This window comes from Gordonia otitidis NBRC 100426 (genome assembly GCF_000248075.1).
In the GTDB taxonomy this organism is placed as follows: Bacteria; Actinomycetota; Actinomycetes; order Mycobacteriales; family Mycobacteriaceae; genus Gordonia; species Gordonia otitidis.
In genome coordinates this window covers 1-22,661 of sequence record NZ_BAFB01000189.1, presented here as the reverse complement: position 1 = coordinate 22,661, position 22,661 = coordinate 1, and the positions used below count along the sequence as shown (strand labels likewise).

Here is a 22,661-nt window from a genome sequence, read left to right as displayed (position 1 = left end):
GCCTCGGCGCCTCGGCGATCACGGCGCTTGCCCTGACGCTGAGCAGCGCCGACCTCGCCCGCCGAACAGCGAACGTCAACACTGCCGCGGGCGCCGCCCTGGTCCCGTATCCACTGTGGTGCGCCTTCGCGACCAAGCTGTCGACGGACGTGTGGCGGCTCAACCGCTGAGCTCACAGGCGGGGCTCCTAGACTGGCGTCGATGAGAGACGACGACGCGCGACCGCAGATGAGTACGGGCGCAACGTCGGACACGGTCACCACCCCGCAACCGGTCCAGTCGACCGGCACGTTCGCATCGCTGTCGGTGCACAACTACCGGCTGTACTTCGGTGGGCAGGCAGTGTCGCTGGTCGGCACGTGGATGCAGGCCACGGCCCAGGCATGGCTGGTGCTCACGCTGAGTGGCTCGTCGTCGATTCTCGGCGTGATCGTCGCACTGCAGGCATTGCCCATCCTGATCATCGGGCCGTACGCTGGCGTGGTCGCCGACCGCGTCAACCGACGACTGCTCATGATCTTCCTCCAATCGATCATGGGTGTGCTCGCTCTGGTGCTGGCGATCCTCACGCTGGGCGGCTGGATCGAGGTGTGGCAGATCGCGATCCTCGCGCTGCTTCTCGGACTCAACAATGCGTTCGAGAACCCGGCGCGCCAGGCGTTCATCCATCAGATCGTCGGCGAATCGCTCATCCGCAACGCGGTCACCCTCAACTCTGTGATGGTGAACGCCGCCCGTGCGATCGGCCCTGCGGTCGCAGGTGTGCTCCTCGCCGCGGTGGGGGCCGGCTGGTGTTTCGTCATCAACGCGACGAGTTTCGTGGCCGTCGTGGTCTCCCTGCTGGCGATGCGGACCTCGGAGATCTCCCATGAGATCCCCGTCCCCCGCGCCAAAGGGCAACTCCGCGAAGGTCTGCGTTATGTGCGGAGCAAGCCCGTCCTGTGGGTGCCGCTGGTCATGATGGCGCTGGTGGGCACACTCGCCTACGAGTTCCAGGTGTCACTTCCCGTTGCGGCGCGCGATGTCTTCGACGGCGGTCCGCAGGCATTCGGGTTCATGACGTCGTCGATGGGCGTCGGTGCTGTGGTCGGCGGGCTCATCGTCGCCGCACGCGGTACGACCGGACTGCGCACCCTGATCCTGACCTCCACCGGATTCGGAGTCACCATCGCGGTGACCGCCGCGGCACCCACCCTGTGGATGGCGATCGTCGCTCTGTTCTTCGTCGGCTGGCTCAGCGTGTCGTTCATGTCGACCGGCAACGCGACGCTCCAACTCAACTCGCGACCTCAGATGCGGGGGCGGGTGATGGCCCTGTGGTCGGTCGCGTTCATGGGGTCGACGCCGATCGGCGGGCCCTTGATCGGCGCGATCACCGAGGCGGCCGGGGCACGGACAGGACTTGCGGTGGGCGCGGCATCGTGTTTCATCGCGGCTGCCATCGGGCTCGCGGTGTGGCGCCGCACACGATGAGCGGCAAAAGCCGAATACCACGTAATCCGGGCGCCGACGAGCCGCGACAGCGGTCTCACAGGAAGAATCACAGGATCAGGGAGTACCGTTCCCCGAGGCACTACACCATTAGAGCGACTCATGATCTATGAGCGTCGGGTTAACGGAGGGTGAGCAATCGTAAGCCAGCAGACGACGCCACGGCTTCCAGAACCCGAGGGACGCCCCAAAACCGGCAAAAGCGACACCGCCGTCGGTGCTGACGATTCGACTCAGACGGCGCCGGCGACCTCAGCCGGCGAGACGAAGCCCCGACGCGACCGCCACCTCTATCAGATCGACCTCGTACGCCTGGTGACGTTCGGCGGCGTGATCCTCGATCACGTCATGATCGGCGTCACGGCCGCAACGAGCGTGGCTGCGGGTTCCGTCGAGGTGTTCCTGCGGTACACCCGCTACGGGTTCTTCGCCCTCACCGGTTTCGTGCTGACCTACCAGTACCGCAATCGCTCACTCGAACCGATCAGTTTCTGGCGCCGACGATTCAAACTCATCGGGCTCCCGTTCGTGGCGTGGACGCTGTTCTACTGGGTGTACGGGCGATACCGGATCGGCGGCCTGGAGACGCTCAGAGGCATTGTCGCCGACCAGCATTCGATGGTCACGGCCGCCAAGAGCATCGCGTATGACCTCATCACCGGCAACGCGATGTATCACCTGTACTTCTTGTCGGTGAGCATGCAGATCTATTTGTTCTTCCCACTGATCCTCGCAATCCTCAAGCGCACGTGGGGTTCTCATCGCTACCAGTTGGTCGTGAGTTTCGCGATCCAGGTCGGGTTGATGTACCTCATGGTTCGTCCCCCACTCCACTTCTTCACACACGGCGCACCGGGTGTGGTGTGGACCCACCTGGTCATCACCATCCTCCCGTACCAGTTCTTCATTCTCGCCGGTTGTGTAGCCGCCATGCATTACGAGGCTTTCCAGGCGTTCGTGATCCGTTGGCGCTGGCCACTTCTCGCGGCATGTATCGCCACCATCGCAGGCACCCTCGTGTACTTCCTGCACATCACGTCGACCGGGACGAGCGTCGCCCGGGCCACTAACGTGTTCCTGCCGCACAACGTGTACGCGTTCATCGCGATCATCATGATGCTGTACTGCTTCGGCACGATCTGGCAGCAACGTCGAATTCCCGGTTCGGTCCCCGACAAGGTGCTGCGGACTGCGTCGGACCGCTCATTCGGCATCTACCTGGCACATCCGCTGGCCCTGAGCGCGTTGCTGCCGACCATCGCCCCCGCATCGTGGCCGGGTTTCCCGCGGGTGCTGTTCGCCTATGCGATGACCGTCGCCGGGACGATCTTCGTGGTCGAAGTGTTGCGCCGCAGCCCGATCAGCCTGATCACGACGGGCCGCAACCGCATCGACTGGCGATCACAGAACGCGGGCAGGTCGCTGATCGTGGCACTTGTCGCGATCGTCGGCGGCGTGATCGTGTCCGGGGTCTTCGACGTGTGGGGCGGGTACCTGTTCATCGCGACCGGTGCCCTGCTCGTGATCTCCGCACTTCTCGTCGCCTGGCACCAGTGGCGCAACCGCGACCACGAGTTCACCGAACAGCAGGTCTGACCAGCAGTTCACTGACGCGAGAAGGCCCCGACGATTCCGTCGGGGCCTTCTCTACCGGTGTCTGAAAAGATCAGAGAGCGGTCACGTTTGTCGCCTGGAGTCCCTTGGCGCCCTGCTCGACGTCGAACTCGACGCGCTGCTGCTCCTCGAGGCTGCGGAAGCCGCTGCCCGTGATGGCGGAGTAGTGGACGAACACATCCTGTCCCTGGTCATCGGGAGCAATGAAGCCGAAGCCCTTCTCGCCGTTGAACCATTTGACGGTGCCCTGTGTCATGCAATTTCTTCTTCCTATTGAAAAGCCGTCAGTTCGACGACTCGTTGTCCAGTGTGTCACACATTCGGCCGTCGCTGCGACCCCACGATCACAGGAATCTGAATTGCCTGTGAAGACTCGCCGTCGTCGACGCGCGCGCCGTCAGCCTCGGATGCGGGGCGCTGTCGTCGGATCAGGCGGTGGGACCACCAAGCGAATCGACAACAAGATCCGCGACGCCGGTCTTGCCGCGCGTCGTCGGGTGATACGGAATCGGGGGCGCGAACCCACGGAGCCACGGTTGAGCTGAGCAGACCGTGTGGCCGGCGCCCGCGACCGAGGCCTGCACGAGGTCGGTTCCGGTCAACCGCGCGGCCCGCGCGGTTGCCGCAGCCAGGTTGTCGAACACCCGGATTGTCAGTTCCGTTTCCTGCTGACTCAATGGCAACAAATCGCAGGGTGTCTCGCCCGCGACCACGACCGGCGGATAGTCGACGAGCACCACCCGCGCCTTCGGCGCGCGGAGCCTGATCTCGAGCACCGTCTGGATCAGCGTACGGGTGACCCTGTCGTAGTCGGCAGTCGTGGGTTCTGGTGCGACGTGATGACCGAGGTGGCAGCTGCGCGCCGCTGGGCCGAGCGCCTTGTCGATCCCGGCGGCGACGTTGTTGCAGCTCATGGCGAGCAGACGGCCGATGTAGTCGACGTCGTTTCCACCACTGGTGATGGTCACCAACGACGTGTTGCGGGTGACGGAGTCGATCTGCTTGTGCGCGAGGAAGCGTTGCGGTCTGTCGACGATGTTCTCCGTGGTGGCCCCCGAACACGTCGCGTCCACCAACCTCAGACGCAGCGCCCGGGCAACCTGGTTCGGATAGTTGTTGCTACTGCGGAAGCACACGTTCAGCCGCGTCGGCACCGCGTCGGGGCCCGCCGCGTACGAACTCCCCAACGCCACGTAGGTCGCCGGGGTCTCCGCGGACGCACGCACCATGGGCTTGATCGTCGGGCCCGACGGGTTGTCGTCGCCGCCGACCCCCGGCACCACCACTGCGGCGGCAGCGATGAGCACCCCCACGGCAATACCCGCGCGGCGAAGGAGACGTCGAGACACGACTGCGATCTTCCCACATGCGCGGGTCATACCGTCAGATGCCGCTCGTCGACCCGATCACACAGACGACAGCGCCCGCCGTTTTCAGCGGTTACGGAAGGTCGGGTCACGCTTCGCCACGAAAGCGGCCATTCCTTCTGTCTGGTCCTCGGTGGCGAACGTCGAGTAGAACAGGCTGCGTTCGGCCCGCACGCCCTCGGTGAGTGTTGTCTCGAATGCTCGGTTCACGGCATCCTTCGCGAGTCCCGTCGCGACGGACGACTTGTTCGCGATGGTTTCGGCGATGTCCTTCGCGGTGGCGAGGCATTCGGCGGCCGGCACGACACGCGAGACCAGACCTGCACGCTCGGCCTCGTCGACCTTCATCTGGCGCCCGGTCAGGATGAGGTCCATCGCCTTGGCCTTGCCGACGGCGCGGGTCAGTCGCTGCGAGCCGCCGATCCCGGGAATCACACCGAGAGTGATCTCTGGTTGGCCGAACACGGCATTGTCGCCCGCGACGAGGATGTCGCAGAGCATCGCGAGCTCGCAGCCGCCGCCGAGCGCATACCCGGTCACCGCGGCGATGGTGGGGGTGCGCAGTCGCGAGAGTTCGTCCCACGCACCGAAGAAGGATTCGGTGACGACCTCGCTGAACGTCTTGTCGGCCATCTCCTTGATGTCGGCACCGGCGGCGAACGCACGCTCGGAACCGGTGATGACGATCGCACCGATGTCGGGATCCGTGTCGAATGCCGTGGCAGCGGCAACCACTTCATTCATCAGAGCGGTGTTCAGGGCGTTCAGCGCCTTGGGTCGGTTCAGTGTGATCACACCGACGCGTCCCGAGGTCTCGACGATGATCGTCTCGTGGTCAGACATTCGACTCCTCCATGATGTCGAGCAAAAGTTCGGTATCCGCAGGCAACGCGGCGAAGACGGCGTCGATCGACGCGAGCGCCGACTCGTGGTCTGAGGTCCACACCGGATTACGGTCCTTGTCGATGACCTGCGCACGGATTCCCTCGGCCATGTCGGGGTGCTGCAGGAACCGCAGCGACACCCGGAACTCCCGACGCAGCGTGTCTGCGAGATCGGATTCCTTGTGACGCAGTGAGTACAGGGTCGCCGCGAGCGCGATGGGACTCTTCGACGCGATCCTGTCCGCGGTGCGCTGCGCCGACTCGGTGCCGACAGCGCGACACCGCTCGATGATCTCCGACACCGTGTCAGCGGCGAAAGCCTCACGTATCCACTCGCGTTCGACGTCCAGCGCGGACTCCGGCGGCTGCACCGCGTGGGCCGCCAGCGCGGCGTCGACGCCGTCGGTGACCACGGCGTCGCGGAAGGCGCCGAGATGCTCCGACGGCATGTAATGGTCGGCCAGACCCATGACGATCGCATCAGCTCCCGACAACGTCCCGCCGGTGAGCGCTGCGTAGGTGCCGAGCTCGTCGGGCACACGCGCGAGCAGGTGTGTTCCGCCGACGTCGGGCACGAATCCGATGCCGACCTCGGGCATCGCCAGACGGGTGCGATCGGTGACGATTCTGGTGTCGCCGTGCGCAGACACTCCGACGCCGCCGCCCATCACGATCCCGTCCATGATCGCGACATAGGGCTTGGGGTAGGTCGAGATGTCCAGGTTGAGCCGATACTCGTCGGCCCAGAATCGGCCGGACGGACTGTCGGCGGCAGCGGCATCGCCGCCTGCACCGTCGGCCGACAGCGTCGACGCGTCGCGGTGGATGGCGGCGATGTCGCCACCCGAACACAGACCCCGCTCGCCCGCACCCGACACGACGACGGCGTCGACAGCCGGATCGCTCGCCCAGGCCCGCAGCGCCGCGTGCATCGCACGCGCCATGTCATGGTCGAGCGCGTTGATCGCCGACGGGCGGTTGAGGGTCACCTGCCCGATCCGCCCGACCACCTCGGCGAGAACCGTCGGTTCGTCCGTCATGAGTGCCACTCCTCGCTCTGCTGCCCGGGACCTACGTGCGCGTCGACGCCGTTGGATACCGCGCCGCCGCCCTCCAGATACTTGCACATCCTAGTATCGGGATGCCAGCGAGGTCAGGGCACTCGATACCCCGCGACGCGGAACAGTTCGTACCACTCCGGACGGGTGAGGGGAATGTCGGAGCCGGCCGCGGCAGCCGAGACGCGCGCCGGCGTGGTCGTGCCGAGCACCACCTGCACCTGGGCGGGATGGCGCGTGATCCACGCCGTCGCGATCGCGATCGGCGCGACGTCGTACTTGTCGGCGAGCCGGTCGAGCACGCCGTTCAGCTCGGGAAAGCGGTCGGAGCCGAGGAAGACACCGGCGGATGCCGATTGGAACGGCGACCACGCCTGGACCGTGATGTCGTTGAGACGGCAGTAGTCGAGGACTCCCCCGCCGTCGAGCGTGTACGCCTGTTCCTCGCCGACGATGTTCGCCGCGACACCCTGCGCGACGACTGGCGCGTGCGTGATCGACAGTTGCACTTGGTTGGCGACGATTGGCTGTGTCACCGACTTCCTGAGCAGATCGATCTGACGTGGCGTGTGGTTGGACACGCCGAACCGACGGACCTTGCCCGCTTGCGCGAGATAGTCGAAAGCACGGGCCACCTCGTCGGGTTCGACGAGGGGGTCGGGTCGGTGCAGGAGCAACACGTCGAGGTGGTCGGTCCCGAGTGCCTGCAGTGACCCGTGCACCGAATCGACGATGTGGTCGTACGAGAAGTCGTAATAGGGACCGTCTTTCACGATGCCCGTCTTCGACTGAATGGTGACCTCGTCGCGTTGCGATGGCGAGAGCCGCAGCGCCTCGGCGAATCGTCGTTCACAACCGTGCGCAGGCTCATCACCGTAGATGTCCGCGTGATCGAAGAAGTCGATCCCGGCATCGCGCGCGGTGTGCACCAGTTCGCGAATCTCATCGTCGGACTTGTGTTCGATACGCATCATGCCGAGCGCCACGTTGGGCACGGTGACATCGGTGGCGCCGAGCGGGATTCGTTTCACTCAGCCGATCGTAGGCGCACCGCGGGTCACGCCCCGCCTACGCGTGGTAACTGGTGTCGGCGTACCCGTCGCCGTCGGTGTCGGTGTACTGCACGTCGACGTACCCGTCACCGTCGGTGTCGTAGGACTCGACGTCGGCGTAGCCGTCACCGGTGGTGTCGGCGTACTGCACGTCCGTGTAGCCGTCGCCGTTGGTATCGCTCTCCTGCACGTCGGCGTAGCCGTCGCCATTGGTGTCGGTGTACTGCACATCGGCGTAGCCATCACCGTCGGTGTCCTGCAGTTCGACGTCGGCGTAGCCGTCGCCATCGGTGTCGGTGAGCTGCACGTCCACGTAGCCGTCGCCGTTGGTGTCGTAGCCTGCTGTCGTCATGATCTGGGTCCTTTCGAGGGAATCTGTGGTGTCGTCAACGCTCGTTCTGCGTTGTCATTACATTGGATGCACCCCGACCACCGCAATGTTCCCCCGCATCGAATGTATTTTTTTCGAGCGGGACACCACCGTCACGGCCGGCAGCGGCGCGATCACCACGCGCGGTCGACGCTGACACGGTCCATACGAAGAACCCGGCACCTCGAGGTGCCGGGTTCTTCGTATTCAGTTCTTCGGTCGGCCTGCGATTAGCTCGCGTCGCCCTGGCCTTCGCCCGCCTTGGTCAGCTCGACAGGAGCGTCGGGCAGTTCGCGGGGCTTGTCGGAGCCGGTGAAGGTGAACTTGGCGTCTTCGCCGTCTCCTTCGCCGTCCCAACCTTCGACGTCGACGAGCACGATCTGGCCCGGGGTCAGCTCGTTGAACAGGATCTTCTCCGAGAGCTGATCCTCGATCTCGCGCTGGATGGTGCGACGCAGCGGACGTGCACCGAGGACCGGATCGAAGCCGCGCCTGGCCAGCAACGACTTGGCCCTGTCAGTGAGCTCGATCGCCATGTCCTTGTTCTTCAGCTGCGTCTCGACACGCGCGATCATCAGATCGACCATCTGGATGATCTCGTCCTGCGTGAGCTGGTGGAACACGATCACGTCGTCGATACGGTTGAGGAACTCGGGCCGGAAGTGCTTCTTGAGCTCGTCGTTGACCTTCAGCTTCATGCGTTCGTAGTTCGACGTCGAGTCGTCGCCCTTCGTGAACCCGAGTCCCACGGCCTTCGAGATGTCGGAGGTACCGAGGTTCGAGGTGAAGATCAGGACGGTGTTCTTGAAGTCGACCGTGCGACCCTGGCCGTCGGTGAGACGTCCGTCCTCGAGAACCTGCAACAGGGTGTTGTAGATCTCCGAGTGGGCCTTCTCGATCTCGTCGAACAGGACCACCGAGAACGGCTTGCGGCGCACCTTCTCGGTGAGCTGGCCGCCCTCTTCGTAACCGACGTACCCGGGAGGGGCACCGAACAGGCGCGACGCGGTGAAGCGGTCGTGGAACTCGCCCATGTCGATCTGGATGAGAGCGTCGTCCTCACCGAACAGGAAGTTCGCGAGCGCCTTGGACAGCTCGGTCTTACCGACACCCGACGGTCCGGCGAAGATGAACGAGCCCGAGGGACGCTTGGGGTCCTTGAGTCCGGCACGCGTACGGCGGATCGCCTTGGAGACGGCCTTGACAGCATCCTCTTGGCCGATGATCCGCTTGTGCAGCTCATCCTCCATGCGGAGCAGACGGGTGGTCTCCTCCTCGGTGAGCTTGAACACGGGGATACCGGTCCAGTTGCCGAGGACCTCGGCGATCTGCTCGTCGTCGACCTCGGCCACGACGTCCATGTCGCCACTGCGCCATTGCTTCTCGCGCTCGGCGCGCTCGTTGACGAGCTGCTTCTCCTTGTCGCGCAGGCTTGCGGCCTTCTCGAAGTCCTGCGCGTCGATCGCGCTCTCCTTCTCCTTGCGGGCGTCGGCGATGCGCTCGTCGAACTCGCGCAGGTCCGGCGGAGCGGTCATCCGACGGATGCGCATGCGCGCGCCCGCCTCGTCGATGAGGTCGATCGCCTTGTCCGGAAGGAAGCGGTCGTTGATGTAGCGGTCGGCCAGAGTCGCGGCGGCGACGAGTGCACCGTCGGTGATGGACACGCGGTGGTGCGTCTCGTACCGATCGCGCAGACCCTTGAGGATCTCGATCGTGTGCTCGACCGACGGCTCGCCGACCTGCACCGGCTGGAAGCGACGCTCGAGCGCGGCATCCTTCTCGATGTACTTGCGGTACTCGTCGAGCGTGGTGGCACCGATGGTCTGCAGCTCACCGCGCGCCAGTTTCGGCTTCAGAATGCTGGCGGCGTCGATCGCGCCCTCGGCGGCACCTGCGCCGACGAGCGTGTGCAGCTCGTCGATGAACAGGATGATGTCGCCGCGGGTGTTGATCTCCTTGAGCACCTTCTTGAGGCGTTCCTCGAAGTCGCCGCGGTAGCGGCTGCCCGCGACCAGCGAACCGAGGTCGAGGGTGTAGAGCTGCTTGTCCTTGAGTGTCTCGGGCACCTGGCCGTTGACGATCGCCTGGGCAAGTCCTTCGACGACGGCGGTCTTGCCGACGCCCGGCTCGCCGATCAGAACAGGGTTGTTCTTGGTGCGGCGGCTGAGCACCTGCATGACGCGCTCGATCTCTTTCTCGCGCCCGATGACGGGATCGAGTTTGCCCTCGGCGGCGGCTGCGGTCAGGTTTCTGCCGAATTGGTCGAGCACGAGCGAGGTCGACGGTGTGCCGGACTCGCTGGACCGACCTCCCGTGCCCGCTTCCTGCGGCTCCTTGCCCTGGTAACCACTCAGCAGCTGGATGACCTGCTGGCGGACCCGATTGAGGTCGGCGCCGAGCTTGACGAGCACCTGAGCGGCAACACCCTCGCCCTCTCGGATGAGGCCGAGCAGGATGTGCTCGGTGCCGATGTAGTTGTGTCCGAGCTGCAGCGCTTCCCGCAGCGACAGCTCGAGAACCTTCTTCGCACGCGGCGTGAACGGGATGTGCCCCGATGGCGCCTGCTGCCCCTGGCCGATGATCTCCTCGACCTGGCTCCGGACACCTTCCAGGGAGATTCCCAAAGATTCGAGTGCCTTGGCAGCGACGCCCTCACCCTCGTGGATCAGCCCCAGGAGGATGTGCTCGGTGCCGATGTAGTTGTGGTTGAGCATCCGCGCCTCTTCTTGGGCCAGAACCACAACCCGGCGTGCGCGGTCGGTGAACCGTTCGAACATTGTTCTCCCTCACATTGCTAGCGCCCCGGCCGTCGATGTCTTCAAGCCTCTTGGCGACAACTGCGGTGGTGCCGATAATCCAACTGGATATGCCAACCGGATAGACGACGACCAGCCTGGCTTCCACTGTAGTGGTCAACAGGAGTGCACCTGCACTTAACGTCTGCACAGCGTGCAACGAAAACGGATGTCGGCGGGGATCTGACAGCTACAACTCCGCAGGACACGAGCATGTTCCTGGCAGGGGTGACGTGGGCTACGCCGAGAGCGAACGAGATCCTGCCGACGGGCGGACCGGCTCGTAACGCAGCACGACGATGTCGACGTCGAGTTCGGAACGTTCGACCAGGCGCAGGTCGACATGGTCGGAAAGCCCCTCGAAGATCCTCGGCCCGTGGCCGACGATCCGCGGATGCACGATGAACTCGTAGGAGTCGATGAGGTCGAGTTCGGCAAGGCCAGAGGAAGCGTCACACCTCCGGTGACGATCCCGTTGCCCGGCTGTGCCTTGAGCTCGCGCACCGTCGACTCCAGGTCGTCACGACGTATCAGTTCTGCGTTCCAGTCGACACTGGTGAGCGAGTCGGAGACGACGAACTTCGGCGCGCGGTCGATGACGCGGGCGAAGGGCAACATCCACTCGGGTCGGCCGTCGAGCAGCTCGTCGTTTCGCGCGACCTCACGCCAGCCGGCGTCCATCATCTCGTAGATCACCCGGCCGAACAGCAGCGCGTCGGCAGCGGCAAGGAGGTCGGCCGAATGGCGATGCATCGCCTCGGTCGGCGTGACGGCCGTGTGGTCGACGCAGCCGTCGACGGTGATGTTGATCGAGTAACGCAGGGGCCGCATGGCGCGAGAGTACGACGAATCCGGCGTCGAACGCGGGGTTGTCACCGGTCTTGCTCCATGAGTGCGATGACGTTTCCTGAGGGATCGGCGAACCAGGCGATGTCGGGCCCGATGCCATGGCCGTGCGCAATTCCACGCTCGTCCTGATCGAATCCGTCGTAGCGCAGGAATTCGACGCCGCGCGCTGTCAGCTCGTCGATGCGCGTGGGGAGGTCGGGGACCGGGATGTTGAGGACGGTGTACGAGGCAGGTTGATGGTCGGGCTTCGGGTAGGCCAGGACTGTCGTGCCACGGTTGATGCGGATACCGAGGATGTCGCTGTCGCCCATGGGGAAACGCAGGACACGCATGCCGAGGACCCCGCGGTAGAAGTCCTCCGTCGCTGCCGTGTCGCGGACCGCGAACCCCGAGTACGCCGACGTCGGTCGGCTCATCTGTGCCTCGTGCTCGTCGGAGAGTCGGACGAGTTGTAGCCAGTTGCCGTCGGGATCCTCGACGGTCGCGAACTGATTGCCGTCGCGCTCCTCGAGCGGGCTGATCCAGGTGGCGCCCAGCGAGTCGAGCCGCGCAGCGGTTGCGGCCGGATCGTCGACCTCGACATTGAGCAGCATCCGCGCGCCCTGCGGAGTGCGCCCGGAGACGTCGTCGCGCTTGTCGAACATGAGGTAGAAGCCGTCGAGTTCGACGACGATGTAGCCGGGACTGCCCGGTGTGGTCATCGGCTCGGCCTCGAACGCCGTGGCGTACCAGTGCGCGAGCCGCTTCGGGTCGTCGGTGGACAGGAGCATGGAGGAGATCGTTGCTGTTGCCATGCGGATATCGACCGTCCGGGAGCGGAGAACTCATCGGTCGTCACGCGTCCCACCGATGAATGACCCTTGCTAACGACCTGTCCCGCCTTCTTCGATCACACCTGCAGCGGGCCGATCGCACGGTCTGCGACCAGCATCGACTGGTTCCTCGATCGGAAGGCACCACCATGCACTCTCTCGCCACCCGAATCACCCACCGAACCCGACGTCTCGTGGTCCTCGCTCTGACCCTCACCGGTCTGATCGCGGGAACGCTCGGCGCAACCGCACTCGGAACCGGCGAGGCGTCGGCCGCCCCGCCCTACGGCAGCGGCCACGGCCTCTGCTTCGACATCAATTCCGGGCTGGCGCAGTCGTCGCTGTCCAAGATCGGTCGCGACGCCAACGGCGGCGGTTGGACTCCGGCCTCCGCGAGCGACAATCCACTCCAGAACGGGTGCAACCTCGACTGGATGTTGGTCAACGGCAACGGAATCGGCGATGCCACCTATCAGTCACGCGTCCTGCTGTTCAAGCACGGTCGATTCATCGGCACGGTCGACCCCAAGCCGTACTCGTACACCAGCGTCGCGAAGTACACCAAGAACTCGGTGACGGTTCGCTACCGCTGGCTCGAGCCGTCCGACCCGTTCTGCTGCGCAAGCGGCGGCCCGACCTATGTCACGGCGTCCACGGTGGGCACTCACATCGTGCGGGTGGGTCACTTCCCGCCGCACCACTGATCCCCTGACCACCCGGCCCGAGCACCGCCCCGCTGCGTTCGCGCTGCGGGGCGGTGTGCTGTGCGGAGAAAGTTCCCCAACGGCCGTCGGGTTTCGGCCACCGCCGACGATGATGACTGTGTGAGCGGCGAACACACCGGCCCCGAGGGCATTCTCGAGGTCTACGACGAGGCGCTACCCGCCGTCTACGGGTACGTTTTTCGACGCTGCGCGGATCGACGGATTGCCGAAGACGTCACCTCGGAGACGTTCTTGGCCGCGATGGACACGATGCGCCGCGACCAGACCGCGCCACCGAGCGTCGGCTGGCTGATCGGCGTCGCCCGGCACAAGCTCGCCGATCACTGGCGACGTGCGCAACGCACCCCGGAACCGGTCGACGAACCGCCCGAAGTCGTCGACGACGACTGGGACGCGCACCTCGACCGCATGGTCGCGCACGCGACGCTGGCCCAGCTGGCGCCGATCAACCGCGCGGCGCTGACGCTGCGCTACGTCGACGATCTCCCCGTCGCCGACTGTGCGCGCATCCTCGGCCGGACGGTCGGCGCCACCGAGGCACTGCTCACCAGGGCCAAGCGCGCGTTTCGCGAAGCCTATCCGCTGGACAGGTCCGCGAAGGGAGGGCTCTCATGAACACCGACGACACGGCATCGCCGCCGCACGATCCGTTCACCGTTCTGCGTGCCTCCTCGACGCCGGGCTGGGACGAGCCCATCGAGCCCACAACCGATTTCGCCGACAGACTGCGTCGACGACTCGAGCGTGGGGCTTCTCTACCCGAAGGAATCGAGATGGACACCATCGAACTCGAACACGAACTGACCCCGCAGGACTCGACCCATTCGGGCGTTCCGAGCGCGACGCCATCACTCGTCGAGCGTCCGGGAGCGCTGCCGTACCTCACGGTGCGCGACGCGCGGTCGGCGATCGACTGGTATGTCGAGCATCTCGGAGCGACGCTACGCGGCGAGCCGATCCTGATGGACGACAACACGATCGGGCATGCCGAGCTCGAGATCGGCGGCGGCGCGATCTATGTGGCCGAGGAGTTCCCGGATATGGGAATGCGTGCGCCCGCACCTGGCGCGGTCTCGGTCAGCTTGATGCTGGCCGTCGGAGACACCGACGAGGCGTTACGCCGAGCACAACGAGGCGGTGCAGCCGTCACGCGCGAGCCATACGAGGCCTACGGAACACGCACCGCGACCGTCGTCGATCCCTTCGGACATCGGTGGATGCTGACGGGACCGGTGCTGACGGCTGCGCCACCCCACAGTCGAATACGGCACGGCGACATCGGATTCATCTCGGTCAACACCACCGACGCCGCACGCGCTCGCGCGTTCTACGGTGCGGTTCTCGGCTGGCGATTCGATGCCGACGACCGGCACGTGATCACGGTCGACCGGCCGCTGATCGTCTTCGAGACCGACGGGCCGCAGACACTGTTCTGCGGCTACGCCGTCGACGACATCGGCGAGGCGCGAGACCGGATCGTCGCAGCGGGAGGACGGATCACCCGGGAGCCGTACGACCACAACGGCCGGATGACCCTCGATGCCGTGGACGATGCGGGCGTCGAGTTCTGTGCGTACGAACCGGCACCGGAGGAGACACGTCCCGACCAGCATCCGACCGGCGTCGGCGACATGTCGTATCTGACCGTTCACACCCCCAGTAGCGAGCGTTTCCGCCGGTTCTACGGCGAAGCACTGGGTTGGACGTTCACCCCGGGACGCATCGACGACGGCTGGGAGGTCGACAACGCGCACCCGCAGGTCGGAATCGCCGGCGGGTCGGATTCCGCTGTGGCCGTGCCGATGTGGAACGTCGACGACATCGGCACCGCCGTCGGACGCGTGCGCGAGGCAGGCGGTCGAGTGATCACCGGACCCGATCGGCAGGCGTACGGCAACGTGGCACTGTGTGCCGACGACCAGGGAGCACAGTTCTACCTCGGACAGCTGTTCTGATCGTCCGAACCGAAGTTGCGTGGGATCCACGGGTACAGAATCGCCCCCGTGGATCCCACGCGACTCGGCGACCACACCCGTGATTGACTGATCCGCATGTCTGTCCGCTCGGCCATGAGGCGCGTCCGTGCACACGTCCCGTTCGGCATGGGCACGGTCACGGTCGTCTCGGCCGCACTGCTCGTCGCCTGCGTAGGGATAGTCCTGTCCATCGACACACCAACGGTGGCACGAACGTATGAGAATGCCCAGTTGCGTGGCTACGACCGCCAGCCAGAGGTCGCATGGACAGCGTCGAGCGGCACGCTGCCCGGCTACAACCAGCTCGGGGACATCGAGGTCGCCGACACCCACACCGACCAGTGGCTGCTGTCGTATCCGCGCGGTATCGGACGCGCGTATGAGATGGTCGACCGCTACACCGGACGTGCACTCTGGTCGGAGCCGGTGGTCGCGGGATTGGGCTCGTGCGCATTCGACGCCGCAGGGAACGTCGGGTGCGCACTCAAACTCGGCGACCAGCCGGACGGCTTCTACATGGTCGACGATGCGGGCAACCTCCACTCACGGTCGGCACTCGACGACACCGCTCAGGTCGTCGGGGTGGGGTCGAACTTCGTACGCGTCGATCAGGCGGGTTACGAGGTCTCGATGCGGACCGCAACCGGTAAGCGCGTGTGGAGCCGCACGTTCGCGTCCGCGGCGCACGCCACCTACGAGCGTCAGATACTCGTCGTCTCCACCGCTGACGGCAGTCGATTCGTCATCGATTCGCGAGGCGCAGACGCACTGAGGTGTCAGGACTGCGACGTGTTGACCTATTCGTCGGGCCTCGCCGTCGTGCAGCGTGGTGACGCACGTCGATCGGTCGAGACCTACGCGGTCGTGGGCGGCACACCCACGCGAGAACCGACGTCGGAGTCGCCGTCGGCGCAGGTTGTCGACGGTCCGTCGACGCTGCCCGTGCTGACCACGGTCGGCGACGCCGCGATGCAGGCGACTCAGGGCTTCTACCAGGTCCGCGATCCTGCACGCAGCGATGCGCTCTGGCAGATCACCGATCCACAGCTGTCGAAATCCAACACACGACCATGCGGCTCCATGGTGGCCTTCGCGCGAATGGACCGCTCCCGCGTCATCTACCGCCTCGACGACGGCAAGCGCGTAGGAACCCTGCCCGTACCGAGCATCGACGATCCCGACACCAACCTCGACCTGGTGCACTGCGTCGGATCGTCCGGCGACCACCTCGTGTTCGGCAGCAGCGGCCAACTCTCCGCGTTCGACGTCCCCTCGGGAACGGTCTCGTGGACCAGGCCGATCCTGGGGCGCGCAGCCGACGTCGACGGCTTCATCGTGCTCACGGAGGGCACCACGCTGTCGGTGTTGCGACCGAACTGACTCGCTCGGACGGGAGGGTCCAAGGACCCTATGTGTCGGACGTCACAGACGATGAAACATCCCCGTAACGACCAGCGATATCGCAGCGCGAGTTCAGCGATCACACAGTTTTCGATAACGCTCAGATAACAGTAAGGACACGCCCACATGTACGGTCTCTTTCGGTACATCCACCGAGGTACGTGTGAGGATCAGTTTTGGGCAAGCATTCGAAGCCGCGGCAGACCATTCTGCCGCACGCGTTCACCAGGTCTCGGGGGCCGCTGATCGGGGCAGCCCTGATACCGATCGTCGGCGCCATGACCGTCGCAGCCGGCGCCAACGCAGACGAGGGCGCTCTCGGAGCCGCTCAGCCGACGCCGACCCACACCCAGGCCGCCGCCAGTCCCAGCACGGCCGATAAGGCGCCTGTGGCCCACACCGCCACCCACGCAGAACCTGTCGTCGCGACCCACGAGGTCACCGCGACGCCCCCGCCACCCCCGCCGCTGCCCGCCAGTGTCACCGACGGCGCGGTCCCGCAGGTGGCATTCGAGGCGTACCGCCACGCCGCGGACGCCATGGCGCACGATCAGCCGCAGTGCGGCATTCCGTGGACGCTCATCGCAGGCATCGGCAAGGTGGAATCGCACCACGCCAACGAGGGTGACGCCACACCCGACGGCACACTGAAGTCGCCGATCTACGGGCCTGTCCTCGACGGCTCACTCGCGGGCAATCAGGTCATCACCGACACCGACGGTGGACGACTCGACGGCGACTCGACGCACGACCGCGCCGTCGGCCCGATGCAGTTCATTCCCTCGACATGGGAGAAGTACGGTGCAGACGGCAACGGTGACGGCAAGATCGACCCGCAGAACCTCTTCGACGCCGCGCTGACCACCGCCCGCTATCTCTGCGACGGACACCTCGACCTGCGCAACCAGGCATCGGAGGCGACGGCCGTGCTTCGCTACAACAACTCGATGGACTACGTGAACAACGTCCTCGGCTTCGCACGCAGCTACTGACCGACTTTTCGCCCCGCCGAGTGATCCGCGCTCGAGCCCACACCTCGTTGATCGAGCTTGTCGAGATCACTCCCCGCTCAGGAACGCCTGCAGCGCGGCGGAGTACATCGGCACATCGGCTGCTCCCATGAGTTCGCGTGCGCTGTGCATGGCGAGTTGCGGTGCACCGACGTCGATCGTCAGCAACCCTGTGCGCGTCGCCGTGATCGGCCCGATCGTCGAGCCGCACGGCAGATCGGCACGGTGGATGTAGCGCTGCATCGGTACGCCGGCGGTGTCGCAGGCAAGCGCAAAGATCGCCTCCCCCACCGCGTCCGACGCGTACCGCAGATTCTGGTTCACCTTGAGCACGGGGCCGCCGTTGACGGCGATGCGGTGCGACGGCTCGTGCCGCTCGGGATAGTTCGGATGTGTCGCGTGGGCCATGTCGCCGGACACGCACACGCTCGAGGCCATCGCCCGCAGGTAGTCGGCGCGAGAACCACCCTGCGACAGCACGATCCGTTCCAACGTCGTCGCCAGGAAGTCCGACGCGGCTCCGCGTTCCGAACCACTGCCGACCTCTTCGTGGTCGAACAGTGCGAGCACACGCGTGTGGATCGATGGCTCACCGTCGAGCAGTGCGTGTAGACCCGCGTAGCACGTGCCCTGATTGTCGAGCCTTGGCGCACTGAGTAACTCGTCGTCGACGCCGATCACCCGCGACGGCGAGACATCATGCGTCATCAGGTCCCAGCCCAATACGGCACCCGGGTCGACGCCCGCGTATTCCGCCACCCAGTCGACGATGGGTTCGCTCGTCTCGACCCCCCAGATCGCGTCGAGGTGTCGCTGCGGATTCAGCGTCACGCCCTTACGGTCCTCGGAGAGGTGAATCGCCAACTGCGGCACACGGAGAATCGATTCGGTGACGTTCACCAGAACGCTGCTGACGCTGCGCCCGGAGCGGTACGCCAGACGCCCGGACACTCCGAGATCCCGATCCAGCCACGAGTTGAGCCAGGCTCCCCCGTACGGTTCGAGCGCAACTGTCGCGAGTCCGGCCGACTCACGGTCGGGGTTCTGCTTGAGCCTGAGATTGGGGCTGTCGGTGTGGCCGCCGACGATCCGGAAGGCGTCGCCGTCGCCGCGGTCCCACGCGATGATCGATCCACCGCGAATGACGTAGAAGCGACGACCGGCGTCGTCGGACAGGCCCTCGAATGCCATGTCCTCCTGAGACGACCAGTCCTGATCCTCGAAAAGGCGTTGGAACCCCGCCGATTCGAGCTCAGCGGCCACGGTGGCACAGACATGGAACGGCGACGGTGAGGCGTCGATGAACTCAGCCTGCTCCTCGGCTGTGGCAGACGTTGCCAGCGACGGGGTCGGCATCGGCCTCAGACGTTGGCGAGCACGGCGTCGATCGCGGAGTAGAACAGTCCGAGCCCGTCGTCACTGGGTCCGGTCAGCGCTTCTGTCGCATGCTCGGGGTGTGGCATGAGTCCGACGACGCGCCCGTTCGGGCTGGAGATACCCGCGATGTCGAGCACCGAGCCGTTGGGGTTTCCTCCCGCATAGGTGAAGACGATGAGGCCCTCGCCCTCGAGTTCTTCGAGTTTGCGTTCCGGCGCGACGTAGCGGCCTTCTCCGGACTTCAACGGAATGAGGATCTCTGCGCCGGCGTCGAACCGCGACGTCCATGCTGTCGCGTTGTTCTCGACCTTCAGCCACTGGTCCTGGCAGATGAAGTGGAGCCCCTCGTTGCGGGTGAGGGCGCCGGGCAGCAGGCCCGCCTCACACAGGATCTGAAATCCGTTGCAGATCCCCAGAACCGGCATGCCCCGCTCTGCGGCCTCGATCACAGATCCCATCACCGGCGCGAACCTGGCGATGGCACCGGCGCGCAGGTAGTCCCCGTAGGAGAAGCCGCCTGGCACGATCACCGCGTCGACGCCCTTGAGGTCTGCGTCGCCGTGCCAGAGTTCGACGGCCTCCGCGCCCGCGATACGCACCGCGCGCGACGCGTCGACGTCGTCGAGTGTGCCGGGAAAGGTGATGACACCGATACGTGCAGTCATGTGGTCCTACTCGACTCGATCTCGGGCCGTCAGTCGGCGATACGGGAGATGTTGAAGTTCTCGATCACCGTGTTGGTGAGCAGTTCTTCGGCGATCCGTCCGAGGGCGACGTCGTCGACCGAGTCGTCGACCTCGAGCTCGAACCGCTTGCCCTGCCGCACCTCCGAGACGCCGTCGAAGCCGAGCCGACCGAGGGCTCCGACGATGGCCTGCCCCTGCGGATCAAGGATTTCGGCCTTGGGCATCACGTCGACCACCACTCGTGCCATCGGCTAGCGCTCCTCTTCTCATGGGATCCGCGCGTCACGCTCACACAGCGGATTTCCGACGGGTCTCACCTTACCGTTCAACCTGCAACCTGCCGCGACAGGTTGCAGGTTGCCCTTCAGAGGACGGCTTCGATGGCCTCGATGACGACCGGATCCGTCGGCTCGGTACGCGGTCGGATGCGCGCCGTCACGGTGCCGTCGGAGTCGACCACGAACTTCTCGAAGTTCCACTGCACGTCGCCCGCTTCTCCGTCGGCGTCGGTCGCCTTAGTGAGCTCGGCGTAGAGCGGATGCCGATCCTCGCCGTTGACATCGGTCTTCTCCAGCAGCGGGAAGGTCACGCCGTAGGTCGTCGAACAGAAGGTCGCGATCTCCTCGGCGGTGCCCGGTTCCTGTCCCATGAACTGGTTACACGGCACCCCGACGACGGTGAGGCCGCGGTCGGCATACTTCTCGGCGACCTCCTCGAGGCCCGCGTACTGGGGCGTGAGTCCGCACTTGCTGGCGACGTTCACGACGAGCAGCGGCCCGGAGAAGTCGGTCAGGCTCAACGGCGACCCGTCGAGCGCGTTCACAGGGATGTCCTTGATGCTGGTTTCCGCCATGGTGTCGACCCTAGTCACCCCAGCAGGCACTGTACCTCAGTGTCGCGAATCACACACCTGTCCGCAGATGTTGCATCTCACAGACAGTTGCATTGGCGAGAAGGTTGCATGGTCGTTAGCATTTCCCAGTGTCCGCACCCTCCCCTGTCCAGAACGACGCAGCTTACGATGCGCTCGGTTGCTTCCTGGAACGTCTCTCGTGTCTCGGTACCGCAGAGGCGATGGACACCCTCGCGGCGTCGGAGTTGACGTTCACGCAGTTCCGAGCGCTGTTCGTCGTATCGATGCACGATGCCCCCATACCCGTGCACGAAATCGCTCATCGAGTAGACCTGTCGATCGCGACAGCGGGCCGGACCGTCGACCGCCTTGTCCAGGCGGGCCTCGTCGACCGCCGTGAGGATCCCGGTGACCGACGGGTCAAACTCATCACGATGACCGACTCCGGCCGTGTGGCGGTCGAAAAACAGTTGGACATCAAGCGCGACCTCATCGGACGATTCATCGACGGGTTGCCCGATGAATTCCGGGCCGCGTTGACGTCTGCACTACGAGACATCGTCGACGCCGACGTCGACTACTTCGATCTCGACCGCAGGAACCTCGACCGCAGAAGCACTGCTGCGCCACCGTTGACCTCCGAGATGTCCTCCGGGGCGTCCATCACCGAATCGTCCACCACCGAACCGAAAGCGAAAGCATCCTCATGACGAGTTCATCCGCCGGGGCGCCAACGCACGCCCCGGACACCAAGCTCGATCGCCACGTGCTGGTCATCGCCGGCGTGGTCGTGCTCGGCGCGATCATGTCGATCCTCGACGTCACCGTGGTGTCGGTCGCGCAGAACACCTTCCAGAACGAGTTCAACACCGACGCCGCAGGTGCCGCGTGGACCATGACCGGCTACACGCTCGCGCTGGCCGCGGTGATCCCGTTGTCGAGTTGGGCCGCAGCACGTTTCGGCACCAAGAACGTCTACATGATGTCGCTGATCCTGTTCACCATCGGATCTGCACTCTGTGCGCTGGCGTGGAACATCGGTTCACTCGTGGCGTTCCGCGTCGTCCAGGGCCTCGGCGGTGGTCTGCTCATGCCGATCGGCATGATGATCCTGACCAAGGCTGCCGGACCTGAGCGTGTCGGCTCCGTGATGGCCGTTCTCGGTATCCCGATGCTGCTCGGCCCCATCGCGGGCCCGATTCTCGGAGGCCTGCTCATCGAGAAGGCCAGCTGGCACTGGGTGTTCCTCATCAACGTGCCGATCGGTGTTGTCGCGCTTGTCTATTCGTGGTTCGCGCTGGGCAACGACGACGAGAAGTCGAAGCCGAAGATCGACATCGTGGGCCTGTTGCTGTTGTCCCCTGGCCTCGCGTTGTTCCTCTACGGCATCTCGTCGAGTACCGAGGCGGGCACGTTCATCGACACCAAGGTCTTGACCACGTCGATCATCGGGCTGATCCTGATCATCGGATTCGTCTGGCACGCACTGCACACGAACCACCCACTGCTCGACCTGCGTCTGTTCAAGAACAAGACACTCGCCATCGCCGTCATCACGATGACGTTCTTCATGATCGCCTTCTTCGGTGCGGCGCTGCTGTACCCGCAGTACTTCATCGGTATCCGCGGTGAAAGCACCCTCGCGGCAGGCTTGCTGTTGGCCCCGCAGGGTATCGGCGCGATGATCACCATGCCGGTGGCCGGCAAGATGACCGACAAGATCGGACCCGGCAAGTTCGTGCTCGTCGGCATCGTCCTGATGGCCGTCGGCATGGGCACGTTCATGTTCCTCGGCGCCGACACCCCGTACTGGCTGCTGTGTGGCGCACTGTTCGTCCAGGGTCTCGGCATGGGCATGACCATGATGCCGATCATGTCGGCCGCGCTGGCGACCTTGAGCAACAAGCAGGTTCCCGACGGTTCGACGCTGATGAACGTCGTCCAGCAGACGGCCTCGTCGATCGGTACCGCGGTGATCTCGGTGATCCTGGCGACCAACCTCAAGGCGCACGCGGAATCGCAACTGGCGATCGCGTCGAATGCCGCGCCCGAGAAGTACGACCTCCTGGTCAAGGCCGGGCAGGCGCCACAGGACCCGCCGGGCCAGTGGTTCAGTTGGGCCGCCGAGGCGTTCGGGGCCACATTCATCGTGGCGGTCGCTCTGATCGCGGTGACGATCATCCCGGCGTTCTTCCTGCCGCGGAGGAAGATCGCCTCGCCGCTCGTCGAAGAGGACGTCGATCGCGCACCGATCGTCATGCACTGAGCGGAGCCCCACCGATACAGGTTGCCCCTGGCTGCGATATCCGCGGCCAGGGGCAACCTTTCGTTCTGCGACCGC

General features: G+C 65.2%; 22 protein-coding genes and 1 pseudogene. 10 read left to right on the top strand and 13 right to left on the bottom strand.

The genetic code is table 11. From position 1 onward, the window contains the following. From GOOTI_RS18580 to GOOTI_RS18570, 3 genes are all read left to right on the top strand, one after another. A partial coding sequence (locus GOOTI_RS18580; RefSeq protein WP_007240159.1) for a tryptophan-rich sensory protein occupies positions 1-170 on the top strand: 170 nt, incomplete at its 5' end. 31 nt (positions 171-201) lie between these two features. Next, positions 202-1,473 carry an MFS transporter gene (locus tag GOOTI_RS18575; RefSeq protein WP_007240158.1) on the top strand — a complete coding sequence of 424 codons (1,272 nt, stop codon included), beginning with the start codon at positions 202-204 and terminating at the stop codon, positions 1,471-1,473. 156 nt (positions 1,474-1,629) lie between these two features. Continuing rightward, positions 1,630-3,087, top strand: a complete 1,458-nt coding sequence (locus GOOTI_RS18570) for an acyltransferase (protein ID WP_169315829.1) — start codon at positions 1,630-1,632, stop codon at positions 3,085-3,087. Between the two features lie 70 nt (positions 3,088-3,157). Here the strand turns inward: GOOTI_RS18570 and GOOTI_RS18565 are convergent, their stop codons facing one another. From GOOTI_RS18565 to GOOTI_RS18525, 9 genes and pseudogenes are all read right to left on the bottom strand, one after another. Beyond that, entirely contained in the window at positions 3,158-3,361 is a 204-nt protein-coding gene (locus tag GOOTI_RS18565; RefSeq protein ID WP_005172335.1) for a cold-shock protein, read from the bottom strand. Positions 3,362-3,533: 172 nt separating this feature from the next. Next, positions 3,534-4,454, bottom strand: coding sequence for an SGNH/GDSL hydrolase family protein (locus GOOTI_RS18560; RefSeq protein WP_039994336.1), 921 nt, complete (start codon positions 4,452-4,454; stop codon positions 3,534-3,536). An 84-nt stretch (positions 4,455-4,538) separates the two neighbouring features. Continuing rightward, positions 4,539-5,315 carry an enoyl-CoA hydratase gene (locus GOOTI_RS18555; RefSeq protein ID WP_007240155.1) on the bottom strand — a complete coding sequence of 259 codons (777 nt, stop codon included), beginning with the start codon at positions 5,313-5,315 and terminating at the stop codon, positions 4,539-4,541. Further along, positions 5,308-6,396 carry an enoyl-CoA hydratase/isomerase family protein gene (locus tag GOOTI_RS18550; protein WP_007240154.1) on the bottom strand — a complete coding sequence of 363 codons (1,089 nt, stop codon included), beginning with the start codon at positions 6,394-6,396 and terminating at the stop codon, positions 5,308-5,310. The genes GOOTI_RS18555 and GOOTI_RS18550 overlap by 8 nt, the downstream gene beginning before the upstream one ends. Positions 6,397-6,509: 113 nt before the next feature. Then, positions 6,510-7,445: an aldo/keto reductase gene (locus GOOTI_RS18545; protein ID WP_007240153.1), complete on the bottom strand. Its 936-nt coding sequence runs from the start codon at positions 7,443-7,445 to the stop codon at positions 6,510-6,512. 37 nt (positions 7,446-7,482) lie between these two features. Continuing rightward, the gene (locus tag GOOTI_RS18540; protein ID WP_007240152.1) at positions 7,483-7,818 is read right to left on the bottom strand and encodes a hypothetical protein; all 336 of its coding nucleotides are present in this window, start codon (positions 7,816-7,818) and stop codon (positions 7,483-7,485) included. Between the two features lie 248 nt (positions 7,819-8,066). After that, positions 8,067-10,613 carry an ATP-dependent Clp protease ATP-binding subunit gene (locus tag GOOTI_RS18535; protein WP_007240151.1) on the bottom strand — a complete coding sequence of 849 codons (2,547 nt, stop codon included), beginning with the start codon at positions 10,611-10,613 and terminating at the stop codon, positions 8,067-8,069. Between the two features lie 256 nt (positions 10,614-10,869). After that, positions 10,870-11,462 (bottom strand): annotated as a pseudogene (locus GOOTI_RS18530) (dihydrofolate reductase family protein). A gap of 41 nt (positions 11,463-11,503) precedes the next feature. Then, positions 11,504-12,274, bottom strand: coding sequence for a VOC family protein (locus GOOTI_RS18525; RefSeq protein ID WP_039994335.1), 771 nt, complete (start codon positions 12,272-12,274; stop codon positions 11,504-11,506). 167 nt (positions 12,275-12,441) lie between these two features. Here GOOTI_RS18525 and GOOTI_RS18520 point away from each other — a divergent pair, with 167 nt between their 5' ends. From GOOTI_RS18520 to GOOTI_RS18500, 5 genes are all read left to right on the top strand, one after another. Further along, complete coding sequence (locus GOOTI_RS18520) at positions 12,442-12,996, top strand: LppP/LprE family lipoprotein (protein ID WP_007240148.1); 555 nt, start codon at positions 12,442-12,444, stop codon at positions 12,994-12,996. A gap of 120 nt (positions 12,997-13,116) precedes the next feature. Next, positions 13,117-13,632 carry an RNA polymerase sigma factor gene (locus GOOTI_RS18515; RefSeq protein ID WP_007240147.1) on the top strand — a complete coding sequence of 172 codons (516 nt, stop codon included), beginning with the start codon at positions 13,117-13,119 and terminating at the stop codon, positions 13,630-13,632. Next, on the top strand, positions 13,629-14,972 hold the full coding sequence (locus GOOTI_RS18510) for a VOC family protein (RefSeq protein ID WP_007240146.1): 1,344 nt from the start codon (positions 13,629-13,631) through the stop codon (positions 14,970-14,972). The genes GOOTI_RS18515 and GOOTI_RS18510 overlap by 4 nt, the downstream gene beginning before the upstream one ends. 96 nt (positions 14,973-15,068) lie before the next feature. After that, positions 15,069-16,373 carry a PQQ-binding-like beta-propeller repeat protein gene (locus GOOTI_RS18505; protein ID WP_007240145.1) on the top strand — a complete coding sequence of 435 codons (1,305 nt, stop codon included), beginning with the start codon at positions 15,069-15,071 and terminating at the stop codon, positions 16,371-16,373. 197 nt (positions 16,374-16,570) lie between these two features. Next, the gene (locus GOOTI_RS18500) at positions 16,571-17,386 is read left to right on the top strand and encodes a lytic transglycosylase domain-containing protein (protein ID WP_007240144.1); all 816 of its coding nucleotides are present in this window, start codon (positions 16,571-16,573) and stop codon (positions 17,384-17,386) included. A 66-nt stretch (positions 17,387-17,452) separates the two neighbouring features. On the opposite strand, the gene GOOTI_RS18495 is transcribed toward GOOTI_RS18500, so the two are convergent. The 4 genes from GOOTI_RS18495 to GOOTI_RS18480 all read right to left on the bottom strand — a co-directional run bounded on the left by GOOTI_RS18495 (position 17,453) and on the right by GOOTI_RS18480 (position 20,320). Further along, a complete protein-coding gene (locus tag GOOTI_RS18495; RefSeq protein ID WP_007240143.1) occupies positions 17,453-18,760 on the bottom strand; it encodes a M18 family aminopeptidase in 1,308 nt (435 codons plus the stop codon). Positions 18,761-18,765: 5 nt separating this feature from the next. Further along, complete coding sequence (gene purQ, locus GOOTI_RS18490) at positions 18,766-19,446, bottom strand: phosphoribosylformylglycinamidine synthase subunit PurQ (RefSeq protein ID WP_007240142.1); 681 nt, start codon at positions 19,444-19,446, stop codon at positions 18,766-18,768. Between the two features lie 29 nt (positions 19,447-19,475). Further along, positions 19,476-19,715 carry a phosphoribosylformylglycinamidine synthase subunit PurS gene (gene purS, locus GOOTI_RS18485; RefSeq protein WP_007240141.1) on the bottom strand — a complete coding sequence of 80 codons (240 nt, stop codon included), beginning with the start codon at positions 19,713-19,715 and terminating at the stop codon, positions 19,476-19,478. A 116-nt stretch (positions 19,716-19,831) separates the two neighbouring features. Then, a complete protein-coding gene (locus GOOTI_RS18480) occupies positions 19,832-20,320 on the bottom strand; it encodes a glutathione peroxidase (protein ID WP_039994334.1) in 489 nt (162 codons plus the stop codon). Positions 20,321-20,448: 128 nt separating this feature from the next. On the opposite strand from GOOTI_RS18480, the gene GOOTI_RS18475 reads away from it, so the two are divergent. Both GOOTI_RS18475 and GOOTI_RS18470 read left to right on the top strand, forming a co-directional pair. Further along, a complete protein-coding gene (locus GOOTI_RS18475; RefSeq protein ID WP_007240139.1) occupies positions 20,449-21,030 on the top strand; it encodes a MarR family winged helix-turn-helix transcriptional regulator in 582 nt (193 codons plus the stop codon). Continuing rightward, positions 21,027-22,586: a DHA2 family efflux MFS transporter permease subunit gene (locus GOOTI_RS18470; protein WP_007240138.1), complete on the top strand. Its 1,560-nt coding sequence runs from the start codon at positions 21,027-21,029 to the stop codon at positions 22,584-22,586. Before GOOTI_RS18475 ends, GOOTI_RS18470 begins: the two co-directional genes overlap by 4 nt. The last annotated feature ends 75 nt before the right edge of the window (positions 22,587-22,661 follow it).